The organism is Nocardioides pelophilus (assembly GCF_014180685.1).
In the GTDB taxonomy this organism is placed as follows: Bacteria; Actinomycetota; Actinomycetes; order Propionibacteriales; family Nocardioidaceae; genus Nocardioides; species Nocardioides pelophilus.
The window spans coordinates 1-12,066 of record NZ_JACEHF010000003.1 but is presented as its reverse complement, the minus strand read 5'-3'; the positions used below and the strand labels follow the sequence as shown (position 1 = coordinate 12,066).

Annotated in this window: 13 protein-coding genes and 1 tRNA gene; 7 read left to right on the top strand and 7 right to left on the bottom strand. The window is 71.2% G+C overall.

Translation table 11 applies throughout. The annotated features are described in order from the left end of the window. Positions 1–22: 22 nt before the first annotated feature. Positions 23–109: transfer RNA gene (locus H0488_RS01565), tRNA-Ser, on the bottom strand. A gap of 136 nt (positions 110–245) precedes the next feature. On the opposite strand from H0488_RS01565, the gene H0488_RS01560 reads away from it, so the two are divergent. The 3 genes from H0488_RS01560 (at position 246) to H0488_RS01550 (ending at position 3,525) form a co-directional block, all read left to right on the top strand. Beyond that, positions 246–1,466 (top strand): GAF domain-containing protein, encoded by a 1,221-nt coding sequence (locus tag H0488_RS01560; RefSeq protein WP_246371307.1) that lies wholly within the window; start codon positions 246–248, stop codon positions 1,464–1,466. A 142-nt stretch (positions 1,467–1,608) separates the two neighbouring features. Then, positions 1,609–3,132, top strand: a complete 1,524-nt coding sequence (gene exaC, locus H0488_RS01555) for an acetaldehyde dehydrogenase ExaC (protein ID WP_183097520.1) — start codon at positions 1,609–1,611, stop codon at positions 3,130–3,132. Positions 3,133–3,144: 12 nt separating this feature from the next. After that, on the top strand, positions 3,145–3,525 hold the full coding sequence (locus H0488_RS01550; protein WP_183097519.1) for a DUF779 domain-containing protein: 381 nt from the start codon (positions 3,145–3,147) through the stop codon (positions 3,523–3,525). A 366-nt stretch (positions 3,526–3,891) separates the two neighbouring features. On the opposite strand, the gene H0488_RS01545 is transcribed toward H0488_RS01550, so the two are convergent. The 3 genes from H0488_RS01545 to H0488_RS01535 are packed head-to-tail and all read right to left on the bottom strand — an operon-like array spanning position 3,892 to position 5,450. Next, the gene (locus H0488_RS01545; RefSeq protein WP_183097518.1) at positions 3,892–4,467 is read right to left on the bottom strand and encodes a TIGR03086 family metal-binding protein; all 576 of its coding nucleotides are present in this window, start codon (positions 4,465–4,467) and stop codon (positions 3,892–3,894) included. 31 nt (positions 4,468–4,498) lie between these two features. Then, positions 4,499–4,930 carry a nucleoside deaminase gene (locus H0488_RS01540; protein WP_183097595.1) on the bottom strand — a complete coding sequence of 144 codons (432 nt, stop codon included), beginning with the start codon at positions 4,928–4,930 and terminating at the stop codon, positions 4,499–4,501. Between the two features lie 37 nt (positions 4,931–4,967). Further along, entirely contained in the window at positions 4,968–5,450 is a 483-nt protein-coding gene (locus H0488_RS01535) for a tRNA adenosine deaminase-associated protein (RefSeq protein ID WP_183097517.1), read from the bottom strand. 54 nt (positions 5,451–5,504) lie between these two features. Here H0488_RS01535 and upp point away from each other — a divergent pair, with 54 nt between their 5' ends. The 3 genes from upp to pntB all read left to right on the top strand — a co-directional run bounded on the left by upp (position 5,505) and on the right by pntB (position 9,285). After that, positions 5,505–6,146, top strand: a complete 642-nt coding sequence (gene upp / locus H0488_RS01530) for a uracil phosphoribosyltransferase (protein ID WP_183097516.1) — start codon at positions 5,505–5,507, stop codon at positions 6,144–6,146. Between the two features lie 108 nt (positions 6,147–6,254). Beyond that, complete coding sequence (locus H0488_RS01525; RefSeq protein ID WP_183097515.1) at positions 6,255–7,784, top strand: Re/Si-specific NAD(P)(+) transhydrogenase subunit alpha; 1,530 nt, start codon at positions 6,255–6,257, stop codon at positions 7,782–7,784. Positions 7,785–7,839: 55 nt separating this feature from the next. Further along, on the top strand, positions 7,840–9,285 hold the full coding sequence (gene pntB, locus H0488_RS01520; protein WP_220794100.1) for a Re/Si-specific NAD(P)(+) transhydrogenase subunit beta: 1,446 nt from the start codon (positions 7,840–7,842) through the stop codon (positions 9,283–9,285). Between the two features lie 58 nt (positions 9,286–9,343). Here the strand turns inward: pntB and H0488_RS01515 are convergent, their stop codons facing one another. The 3 genes from H0488_RS01515 to H0488_RS01505 are packed head-to-tail and all read right to left on the bottom strand — an operon-like array spanning position 9,344 to position 11,302. Continuing rightward, complete coding sequence (locus tag H0488_RS01515; protein WP_183097514.1) at positions 9,344–9,958, bottom strand: trimeric intracellular cation channel family protein; 615 nt, start codon at positions 9,956–9,958, stop codon at positions 9,344–9,346. Positions 9,959–9,962: 4 nt separating this feature from the next. Further along, positions 9,963–10,538 carry an RNA 2',3'-cyclic phosphodiesterase gene (thpR, locus tag H0488_RS01510; RefSeq protein WP_183097513.1) on the bottom strand — a complete coding sequence of 192 codons (576 nt, stop codon included), beginning with the start codon at positions 10,536–10,538 and terminating at the stop codon, positions 9,963–9,965. A gap of 5 nt (positions 10,539–10,543) precedes the next feature. Further along, complete coding sequence (locus H0488_RS01505; protein WP_183097512.1) at positions 10,544–11,302, bottom strand: VIT1/CCC1 transporter family protein; 759 nt, start codon at positions 11,300–11,302, stop codon at positions 10,544–10,546. 103 nt (positions 11,303–11,405) lie between these two features. Here H0488_RS01505 and H0488_RS01500 point away from each other — a divergent pair, with 103 nt between their 5' ends. Then, positions 11,406–11,993: a hypothetical protein gene (locus tag H0488_RS01500; protein WP_183097511.1), complete on the top strand. Its 588-nt coding sequence runs from the start codon at positions 11,406–11,408 to the stop codon at positions 11,991–11,993. The last annotated feature ends 73 nt before the right edge of the window (positions 11,994–12,066 follow it).

Below are 12,066 nucleotides of genomic sequence, written 5' to 3'. Positions count from 1 at the left end.
CTGCTGTCGCAGGACGGATCGGCGGTGGCGGTGGGATTTGAACCCACGGTGGGTTTGACCCCACACATCATTTCGAGTGATGCACCTTCGGCCGCTCGGACACGCCACCGCGGGGAAGGTTACCGGAGGGTGCTGGTGGGGTTGAAATCGACCGCCAGGCTCCCCGAGACGCGGAATGCAACGTCGTTGCAACGTCGGGAGAGCGACGGTCGTCACACAAAGTGCTGTCGTCACCTGGATCGCCGATGTCTACTGGACTCATGACCGAGGACCTGCCCCTGACCCCCATGCGGGCAGAGGTGGTCGCGTCGTGGGAGCGGTCGGCCGCCGCCGGGGTCGAGATCGGGCAGCAGGACACCCCCATCGCGCTCGACGACTCGGACCTGCGCGGGCAGCGTGAGGCGCACCCGCTGGCGCGGGTCTACCCGCTGCTCGACGACGTGCTCGGCCGCGAGGTGCGGGCGTGCGGCGCGGTGATGGCGCTCGCCGACGCCGAGGGCAACCTGCTCTGGATCTGCGGCACCTCGGAGTCCCGCCGGCAGGCCGAGCAGATCGGCTTCGTCGAGGGCAGCAACTGGGACGAGCGGCTCGCCGGCACCAACGCTCCCGGCCTGGCGCTCGCGACGGGCCGCGAGGCGACGGTGACGCGCGACGAGCACTTCCGCTCGAGCGTGCGGTCGTGGAGCTGCGCGGCGACCCCGATCCACGACCCCGGGACCAGCCAGCTGCTCGGCGTGCTCGACGTGACCGGCGGCGACGAGGTCGTCGTACCCCAGACCATGGCGATGGTCCGAGCGGCCGCGCGGCTGGCCGAGGCCGAGCTGGCCCGCCACCTGCCGCGTCCCGACGCCGTTCCCAACGCCTCGGGCCTGCAGGTCGTCCTCGAGCTGCTCGGCCGCAACGAGGCGCTGGTGCGGGTCGCGGACGGACGCGACCGGCTCGGTCAGTTCCGGTTGTCGCGCCGGCACAGCGAGATCGTGGCGCTGCTCGCCGCGGCGCCGGCCGGACTCAGCGGTGACGAGCTCGCGGTGCTGCTCTACGAGGAGGACGGTGGGTCCTCCACCCTGCGCGCCGAGCTCAACCGGCTGCGCGGCCTGCTCGGCGACGACCTGCTCGCCTCCCGCCCCTACCGACTGACCGCACCGGTGACCGGCGACTGGCTCGCCGTCGGCGCCCAGCTCGCGGCCGGCGACCTCCGCTCCGCGATGCGGGGGTACGACGGACCGGTGCTGCCGCGCTCGACCGCACCGGGCGTCGTACGCATCCGCGAAGAGCTCGAGTCGTCGCTGCGGCACGCGCTGCTCCGCTCCGGCACCGCCGACCTGATGTCGGCCTGGACCCGGTCCAGCTGGGGCCGCGACGACTACGAGATGTGGCAGGAGCAGCGGCGGACCGTGTCCGCCTCCTCGCCGATGCGCGCCCTGGTCGACGGGCAGATCGCCCGCCTCGACCGCGAGCTGCTCTGATCGTCAGCGCCTTGGTTTCGAGGCTCGCTTCGCTCGCACCTCAACCAGCGGCGGACAGCGCAACGTCCGCGCAACGTGGCGCTACCTAGCGTGTGAGGACCGTCACAGAGGGTGGCGGTCGGACCGACACCTGGAGCACCTCATGACCGTCTACGCAGCACCCGGACAGCCGGACTCGCTCGTCACCGTCGACAACCGCTACGGCCACTACATCGGTGGCGAGTGGGTCGACCCGGCGAAGGGCGACTACTTCGAGAACATCTCGCCGGTGAACGGCAAGCCCTTCACCGAGATCGCTCGCGGCACCGCCGAGGACATCGACGCCGCGCTCGACGCGGCCCACGCCGCCTTCGCCTCGTGGGGCAAGACGTCGGCGACCGAGCGCGCCAACATCCTCAACAAGATCGCCGACCGCATGGAGGAGAACCTCACCATGCTCGCGGTCGCGGAGACCTGGGAGAACGGCAAGCCGGTCCGCGAGACCCTGGCCGCCGACCTCCCCCTCGCGGTCGACCACTTCCGCTACTTCGCCGGTGCGCTGCGGGCCCAGGAGGGCTCGATCGGCGAGATCGACGGCAACACCGTCGCCTACCACTTCCACGAGCCGCTCGGCGTCGTCGGCCAGATCATCCCCTGGAACTTCCCGATCCTGATGGCGGTGTGGAAGCTCGCGCCTGCGCTCGCGGCCGGCAACTGCATCGTCCTCAAGCCCGCCGAGCAGACCCCGTGGTCGATCCTCAAGCTGATCGAGCTGGTCGGCGACCTGCTGCCCGCCGGCGTGCTGAACATCGTCAACGGGTTCGGCGTCGAGGCCGGCAAGCCGCTCGCCTCCAGCTCCCGGATCGCCAAGGTCGCGTTCACCGGCGAGACCACCACCGGTCGGCTGATCATGCAGTACGCCAGCCAGAACATCATCCCCGTGACCCTGGAGCTCGGCGGCAAGAGCCCGAACATCTTCTTCGAGTCCGTCGCCCAGCACCAGGACGCGTTCTACGACAAGGCGCTCGAGGGCTTCGCGATGTTCGCGCTCAACCAGGGCGAGGTCTGCACCTGCCCGAGCCGCGCGCTGGTCCAGCGGAGCATCTACTCCGACTTCGTCCACGACGCCGTGCTCCGGGTGGAGCAGATCAAGCAGGGCAACCCGCTCGACGACACGACGATGATCGGCGCCCAGGCCTCCAACGACCAGCTGCAGAAGATCCTGTCCTACATCGACATCGGCACCCAGGAGGGCGCGAAGCTGCTCACCGGCGGCGAGCGCAACATCCTCGAGGGCGACCTCGCGGAGGGCTACTACGTCACGCCGACCATCTTCGAGGGCGACAACTCGATGCGGATCTTCCAGGAGGAGATCTTCGGCCCGGTCGTCTCGCTCACCGGCTTCGACGACGAGGCCGACGCCCTCAAGATCGCCAACGACACGCTCTACGGCCTCGGCGCCGGCGTGTGGACGCGTGAGGGCTCGCAGGCGTTCCGCGCGGGCAAGGAGATCCAGGCCGGTCGGGTCTGGACCAACTGCTACCACGCGTACCCCGCGGCCGCGGCGTTCGGCGGCTACAAGCAGTCGGGCATCGGCCGCGAGAACCACAAGATGATGCTCGACCACTACCAGCAGACCAAGAATCTGCTCGTGTCGTACGACGACAACGCGCTCGGGTTCTTCTGAGCCGATGCCCACATGATGTCCGACTCACCCTCGCGGGTCGCGGTCACCGACGAGGCGGCGGAGCATCTCCGCCGCCTCGTCGGCTCGAACGGACCGGTGATCTTCCACCAGTCCGGCGGCTGCTGCGACGGGTCCTCACCGATGTGCTTCCCGGACGGCGACTTCCTGCTCAGCGATGCCGACGTCCGGCTCGGCGCCCTCGACATCGGGCTCGAGCAGCCGGTGCCGGTGTGGATGTCGCGCTCGCAGTTCGAGTACTGGTCGCACACCCACCTCACCATCGATCTGGTCGAGGGGCGGGGTGCCGGGTTCTCGCTGGAGGCGCCGTACGGCGTGCGCTTCCTCATCCGGTCGCGGCTGTTCACCGACGAGGAGGCCGCTCAGCTCGGCTGAGACTCGACTGCTGCAACACGTCGTACGCCGCACTCGCGGGGCGATGGCTGCTGTAACACGCTGTTCGCGGCACTCGCGGGCCGACGGCGGCTGTAACACGTCGTACGACGATCTTGCAGGACGATCACTTCCCTAGGAGACCCTTGCAACGGGGCCGAACAGGCGGGAACGGCGTGACAGTTCACCTGTTGGCGTGTCAGATCGCCGAACGTCCTGCCAGTGCGGCGGTCAGCCGCCCAGCGCAACGAACAGCGTGTTACAGCCCGGCCCGCCCCGCAACCGCCCGCCCCGCAACCGACCGCCCCGCAACCGCCCGCCCCGCAACCGACCGCCCCGCAACCGCCCGCCCCGCAACCGACCGCCCGGTCAGACCTTTCGCCCCATCATGCCGAGCAGGCGCTCGAGAGGCGGCGCGTCCTCCGGAACGAGCACGACCGGCCCGAACGCGTCGCCCCGCATCTCCTCCGATCCCGGCGAGGAGAACGGCTCGGCGAACGCCATGCAGGCCGCCACATCCTCGTCGCGGGCCGAGAACGGAAGGCCCAGGCCGGTCGCCAGGTCCCAGCCGTGCACGACCACCTCGTTGAGCGCGACCGAGGCGGCGATCGGGGCGGGCATCGCGATGCCGCCCGCTTCGGTCTCGCCGTCGTACGCCGCCGGGTCGCGCCAGGCCTCGGCCAGCCCAGCGAGGTCGCGGTCGATCTGGTCGCGCCGGCCCGGCTCGAGCCGGGACGCGTCGCCACTCCCGCCCTGCTCCGAACCCGGCACCGGCTGCTTCCTCGCGGCACCGGCGAAGGCGATGGCCAGCCCACCGATGTGGTCGACCAGGTCGCCGACCGAGTAGTCCGCGCACGGCGTCGGCGCGGCGAGCTGGTCGTCGGTCACCGACGTCACCAGCCGGCGGAGCGTCGTGGTGGCGGGCTCGAAGTCGATGAGGTCCATGTCCATCAACGACCGGCCCGCGGCGGCGTACTCATCGCTGGTCGGCGAAGAACTCCTCGAGCAGCGCCGCCGACTCCTCGGCGAGCACGCCGGACACCACCTCCGGGCGGTGGTTGAGGCGGCGGTCGCGGACCACGTCCCAGAGCGACCCGACGGCGCCCGCCTTCGGGTCCCACGCGCCGAAGACGACCCGGTCGACCCGCGAAAGTACGGCGGCGCCCGCGCACATCGTGCACGGCTCGAGGGTCACCACCAGCGTGCAGCCGCCCAGCCGCCACTCCCCCCGGTCCTGCGCGGCGGCGCGCAGCGCGACCACCTCGGCGTGCCCGGTCGGATCGGCGGCTGCTTCGCGCACGTTGCGGCCGGCGCCGATCACCGCACCGGCGCTGTCGACCACGACCGCGCCGATCGGGACGTCGTCGGTGGCGAGCGCCGCGCGCGCCTCAGCGAGGGCGGCGCGCATCGGCTCGCGCCACGGATCGGTGGGGCTCAACGCGCGTTCACGCCGAGGTGAGGCCGACCGCGTCGTCGAAGAGCTCGCCGAAACCGAGCCGCCGGGCGACGTCGGAGAGCATCTCGTCGGGATAGAGCTCGACGTCGTCGAGCAGGACGGCGAGATCCATCGCGTGCACGCCGAGGTCTCCGAGCAGGTCGAGGTCGCCGGCCGCCTCGGGCTCGTCGTCGTCCTCAGGCATCGGGAGGTGCAGGAACTCCACCGCGGACGCCGCGAGCTCCCACTCGCCGGCGGCGGTGATGTCGGACAGGAGCACCCGGGTGTGCTGGCCGGCGACCCGGACCAGCACGAAGAAGTCCTCGTCGATCGCGACCAGGCCCACCGCCCCGTGGTCACCGGGGAACCGCCGCAGCGCCGAGGCGAGGGTCTCGACGTCCGCCACGTGGTCGTGGGTGAGCTCAGCGACCTGCCAGACGCCTTCCTCACGGTAGGCGGCCAGCGCGAAGTCGACTGCGTCGGATGCGGTCACCCTTCAAGGGTGACACCAACCGTCCCATCAAGCCAGGGGGTTAGGGTTCGGGTCATGCGCACCCTGGTCGTCGACCACCCCCTCGTGGCCCACAAGCTCACCGTGCTCCGCGACGAGACGACCGACTCCCCGACGTTCCGCAACCTCACCGCCGAGCTGGTGACCCTGCTCGCCTACGAGGCCACCCGCGACGTCCGGGTCGCGAACCACGACATCGTCACGCCGGTCTCGCCGACCACCGGGGTCAAGCTCGCGTCACCCCGGCCGCTGGTCGTCCCGATCCTGCGCGCCGGCCTCGGGATGCTCGACGGGATGATGCGACTGCTCCCGACCGCCGAGGTGGGCTTCCTCGGCATGGTGCGCAACGAGGAGACGCTCGAGGCGTCGACGTACGCCGAGCGCCTCCCCGACGACCTCAGCGGCCGGCAGTGCTACGTGCTCGACCCGATGCTCGCCACCGGCGGCACCCTCGCGGCGGCGATCCGCTTCCTCACCGACCGCGGGGCCGACCACATCACGGCGGTCTGCCTGCTCGCCGCCCCCGAGGGCTGCGCCCGCCTCGAGCAGGAGCTCACCGGCATCGACGTCCCCGTGACGGTCGTCGTCGCGGCGATGGACGAGCGGCTCAACGACAAGGGCTACATCGTCCCGGGCCTCGGCGACGCCGGTGACCGGCTGTACGGCGTCGTGGGCTGACTCTCATCCAGAAGACTGGTTTACGGACAACCTGCGTCGCCCGGCCCCGCCTCCTTGTAGGTTGACCTGCGCTGGATCCCAGGAACCCCAGCCGGAAGCGAGGCAGTCATGCTCATCGGAATCCCCCGCGAGTCGAAGTCCGGCGAGACGCTGGTCGCAGCGACCGCGAAGACGGCCACCCAGCTCCTGGGTCTCGGCTACGACGTCGTGGTCGAGTCGGGCGCCGGCGCCAAGGCGGACCAGGCCGACGAGGCGTTCGCGGACGCCGGAGTCACCGTCGGCACCAGCGCTGACGTCTGGGCCGCGGACGTCGTGGTCAAGGTCAACGCACCGACCGCTGAGGAGATCGGCCGCCTGCGTGCCGGCGCGACGGTGATCTCGATGATGGCGCCCGCACGGAGCCCCGAGCTCGTCGAGCAGCTCGCCGCGCAGGGCGTCACGGGCCTGGCCATGGACGCCGTGCCCCGGATCTCCCGCGCCCAGTCGATGGACGTGCTGTCGTCGATGGCCAACGTCGCCGGCTACCGCGCGGTCGTGGAGGCCGCGCACGAGTTCGGCCGGATGTTCACCGGCCAGGTGACCGCCGCCGGCAAGATGCCGCCCGCCCGGGTCTTCGTGGTGGGTGCAGGCGTCGCCGGTCTGGCCGCGATCGGCGCCGCCTCGGCGATGGGCGCGATCGTGCGGGCCTTCGACGTACGCCCCGAGGTGGCCGAGCAGGTCGAGTCGCTCGGCGGCCAGTTCGTCGAGGTCGACTTCGAGGCGGAGGTCAGCACCGACGGCTACGCCAAGGAGATGACCGCGGAGCAGGAGGCGGCCACGGCCGCGATGTACGACGAGGAGGCCCGCGCCGCCGACATCGTCATCACCACCGCCCTGATCCCCGGCCGCCCGGCACCGAAGCTGCTCCACGAGGACACCGTCGCGGGGATGAAGCCCGGCAGCGTGATCGTCGACATGGCCGCGGCCAACGGCGGCAACTGCGCCGGCACCCAGGCCGACCAGCGGGTCGTCACCGACCACGGCGTGACCATCCTCGGCTACACCGACCTCGCCGGCCGGCTCGCCGCCCAGACCTCCCAGCTCTACGGCACCAACATCGTCAACCTGCTCAAGCTGCTCACGCCCGAGAAGGACGGCGTGCTCACGCTCGACATGGACGACGTGGTGCAGCGCGGCATCACGGTCGTCAAGGAGGGCGAGAACATGTGGCCGCCCCCGGCGGTGCAGGTGTCCGCGACGCCGAAGGTCGTCGACACCCATCCCGCGGGCATGAAGGAGGAGAAGGCCAAACTCACCGCGCGCGGCCGGCTCACCGCGGTCAGCGGCGCCGCGCTCGTCCTGTTCGCGCTGATCGCGATCTCCCCGCCTCCGCTGCAGGAACGGCTCACGGTCTTCGCGCTGGCGATCGTGATCGGCTACTACGTCATCGGCAACGTGCACCACGCGCTGCACACGCCGCTGATGTCGGTGACCAACGCGATCTCGGGAATCATCGTGGTCGGAGCGCTCCTGCAGCTCGGCGAGGACAACACGCCGATCATGCTGATCGCCTTCGTCGCGACCCTGCTCGCCAGCATCAACGTGTTCGGTGGCTTTGCGGTGACCCGCCGCATGCTCGGACTCTTCACCCGGTCGTGACGGCCAGTAGGGACTGACTCAGATGATCTCGCCTCTCCTGACCCAGGTGACCTCGATGGTGACCTCGCCGCTGCTGGTCTCGATCGAGACCGCGTCGAACGCGGCCTACATCGTCGCCGCACTGCTCTTCATCCTCGCCCTCGCCGGGCTCTCCCACCACGAGACGGCCAAGGTGGGCAACACGTTCGGCATCCTCGGCATGGCCATCGCGCTCGCCGCGACCATCACGGTCGCGCTCGACAACGAGATGGACGCCCTCCCGATCGTGCTGCTGGTCGCGGCCATGGCGATCGGCGCGGTCATCGGTCTCTGGCGCTCCCGCGTCGTCGAGATGACCGGCATGCCCGAGCTGATCGCGCTGCTGCACAGCTTCGTCGGTCTCGCCGCCGTCCTGGTGGGCTGGAACGGCTACCTCGAGGTCGAGGACGACCCGGACAGCCACCACGCCGCCGTACTCGCTGCTCAGGACCTGCTCGGCGTCCACAGCGCCGAGGTCTTCATCGGCGTGTTCATCGGCGCGGTGACGTTCACCGGCTCGATCGTGGCGTTCCTCAAGCTGTCCGCGCGGATGAAGTCGGCCCCGCTGGTGCTGCCGGGCAAGAACTACATCAACCTCGGCGCGCTCGCCGCGTTCGCCGGCCTGACCGTGTGGTTCGTCATCGACCCGCAGCTGTGGCTGCTGATCCTGGTCACCCTGGTCGCGCTCGCGCTGGGCTGGCACCTGGTCGCCTCGATCGGCGGCGGCGACATGCCGGTCGTGGTGTCGATGCTCAACAGCTACTCGGGCTGGGCCGCGGCCGCGTCCGGCTTCCTGCTCGAGAACGACCTGCTGATCGTGACCGGCGCCCTCGTCGGCTCCTCGGGTGCCTACCTGAGCTACATCATGTGCCAGGCGATGAACCGCTCGTTCATCTCGGTCATCGCCGGCGGCTTCGGCATCGAGGCGCCGTCCTCGGGCGACACCGACTACGGCGAGCACCGCGAGGTCCAGTCCGCCGAGGCGGCCGAGGTGCTGGCCAACGCGCGGTCGGTCATCATCACGCCGGGCTACGGCATGGCGGTGGCGCAGGCGCAGTACCCCGTCGCCGAGCTCACCGCGAAGCTGCGGGCGCGGGGCGTCGACGTACGGTTCGGCATCCACCCGGTCGCCGGCCGCCTGCCCGGCCACATGAACGTGCTGCTCGCCGAGGCCAAGGTGCCCTACGACATCGTGCTCGAGATGGACGAGATCAACGACGACTTCCCCGACACCGACGTCGTCCTCGTCATCGGCGCCAACGACACCGCCACCCCGGCGGCCGCCGAGGACCCCACCAGCCCGATCGCCGGCATGCCCGTGCTCGAGGTCTGGAACGCCAGCGAGGTCATCGTCTTCAAGCGCTCCATGGCCACCGGCTACGCCGGCGTGCAGAACCCGCTCTTCTTCCGCGAGAACTCCCGGATGCTGTTCGGCGACGCCAAGGACAAGGTCGACGAGATCATCCACAACCTGCCGGAGTGACGGCCGTTCGTCGTACCAGACCTGGATGTCGCGGATCGCGTGAGGTGCAGCTCCCAGGTCAGGTACGACGCACGCCCGGCACCGGTGCGGTCCAGCCGCGCCAGATCGCGAGCAAGCGCCAGCCGGTGGTGAGGGCCGCGGCGGGGACCGCGACCAGCGCGGTCTGCACCCCGAGCTCGAAGCCGATCGCGGCGACCGCGGACCCGGCGACGGCCGGGATCGCGTAGAGCTCGCCGCTGGTCAGGACCACCGGCACCCGGCCGGACAGGACGTCGCGGAGCAGACCGCCACCGATGCAGGTCACCATGCCGAGGATCGCGGCGGGCACCGGACCGAGGCCGTGCTCGGCCGCCTTCAACGCGCCGGCGACGGCGAACAGGCCGAGCCCGAACGCGTCGAACACGTTGACCTGCCGGTCCATCCGTCCGAGCGTCGGGTGGAACCAGAACGTCAGCAGCCCGCACCCGAGCGGGACCAGGAGGTAGCGCCAGTCCTCGAGCGACGCCGGCGGGGTGTCGCCGATGAGCACGTCCCGGATCCAGCCGCCACCGAGACCGGTGACGGTCGCCAGGACCAGGACGCCGACGATGTCGAGCCGCTGCCGTACGGCGACCAGCGCCCCGGAGACCGCGAACACGGCGATCCCCAGCAGGTCGAGGACGAGGAGCAACATCGGTCTACTGACCGATCGGGAGCTCGGCGACGGTCTCGTAGCGGGGCCGCCCACGGGGCCCCTGCCCGAGGTGGGAGGCGATCACCGTCGCCTCGATGACCGGCCACTCCGGCCCGGTGTAGGTCTCCAGCAGCCGCACCCAGCTGGTCGTGTCGGCCCGCTGCCGCAGCCGGGCGATGGTCAGGTGCGGCCGGAACCGCTGCCCGTCGACCTCGGTGCCGACCGTGACCGCGGCGTTGCGGGCGCGCCCCGCCATCCGCTCGAGTACGACGTCCGCCCCCTCCGACTCGGGCACGACCCCGACCGCGAGCGCCCGGGTCTCGGCTGCGTTCGGGAAGGCGACCGGGCCGGCCAGCCGCACGACGGGGATCGGGGTGCGGGCGAGCCCGTCGCCGAGCCGGTCGGCGTACTCGTCGACGAGGTGCTCGGGGACGCTCGGCATGAAGGCGAGCGTGATGTGGAACTGGTCGGCGACCGTCCACCGGAACGAGCCGGCCTCCCGCCGCGGTTCGAGGAACTGGTCGAGGTGCTCGACCACGTCGACCGGAGGCACGATCGCCGCGAAGAGCCGCACCCCCATCGCGCTCACAGCACCTGGGCGCCGAGCACGGAGCCGACGAGGTAGGTGATGAGCATCGCGAAGCTGCCGCCGGTGATGTTGCGGATCACCGCACGCCCGGGCGGGGCGTAGCCGAGCCGCGCCGATGCCCAGCCGGTGATCGCCAGCGCGACGATCACGGCCCCGACGGTGACCGCGAACCTCTCGGGATCGGGCAGCAGGATGGTCAGCGCCGGCAGCGAGGCCCCGAAGATGAAGGCCACCATCGACGCGATGGCCGCCGCCCACGGACTGGTCAGCTCGTCCGGGTCGAGTCCGAGCTCGAGCACGGCGTGGGCGCGGAGCGCGTTGGTCTCGGTGAGCTGTGCGGCGACCTCGTGGGCGAGGTCGGGGCTGAGCCCGCGGTGCTGGAGGATCTCCTGGAGCTCGGCGAACTCCTCGGCCGGCATGGTCCGCAGCTCCTCGCGTTCCTTCGCCAGGAGCGACTTCTCGGCGTCGCGCTGGGTCGAGACGGAGACGTACTCCCCCGCCGCCATCGACAAAGCACCCGCGACGAGGGCGGCGACACCGGCGATGAGGATCGCCGTACGGTCTGTCGTGGCGCCGGCGACGCCCATGACGACGCCGGCGACCGAGACGATGCCGTCGTTGGCGCCGAGCACTCCCGCGCGCAGCCAGTTGAGGCGGCCGCTCAACCCTTCTTCGTGAGCGGCGGGCTCGTCGGGGTGCCCGCTGACCTCCGGCGGCTCGGCCTCGGCGTGCTGACCAACAGCAGAGGTGTCCATGCCCCCATCATCCCTGGTCGGACGACGATCCGCGCCGCCGGGAGAGCGACCGATGACCTTCGCCCCTTCTCCTCGGGGCAGCCGGGGTGCTGGTGTGGTCCTCATGGCGACGGACGACCGGGGCCCGCAGTCGCGGGCCGACCTGTACTGGCTCCCCCTGGGCGCCGGCGGCTGGTTCGTGCGGGCGAACGGCCGCGTCTACGAGTGGCTGTCGGCTCGCCGACAGCTCCCGCCGGCCGCCGACCTGTACCACTCGGGCCTCCTGCTGACGACGGACAACACCTCGTACGCCGTGGAGATGGGGCCGGTGTGGAACGTCTCGGAGGCCGACCGCGGCGTCGTCTGCGAGGGGCCGGTCGGAAGCCGGTGGCTCGGTCGCTTCCGGGCCTTCCGCTACGAGGTCCGGTGCTGGCCCGGCGGCTACATCCCCGATGTCGCGGAGGCCGTCGGCAGCCCGGTGCGGCTGACCGCGGATCCGGCCCGGGTCGCTGCCCTGCTCGCGGTGCTCGAGGAGGTGCCGGCGCTGACCTGGGGCCGCGACGAGCTGGGCACCGGCGAGATGTGGAACTCCAACTCGGTCGTCGCGTGGGCGCTGGCACGCACCGGCCACGACCTGGACACCATCCGGGTGCCTGCGGGCGGCCGGGCGCCGGGGTGGCACGCCGGTCGCGTCCTCTCACAGCGCACCTGATCGACCCGGCTCGAACTCGAGCGAAAAACGCGCCGACCCGGCTCCAGCTTGGGGCCGGGTCGGCGGGTTTGGG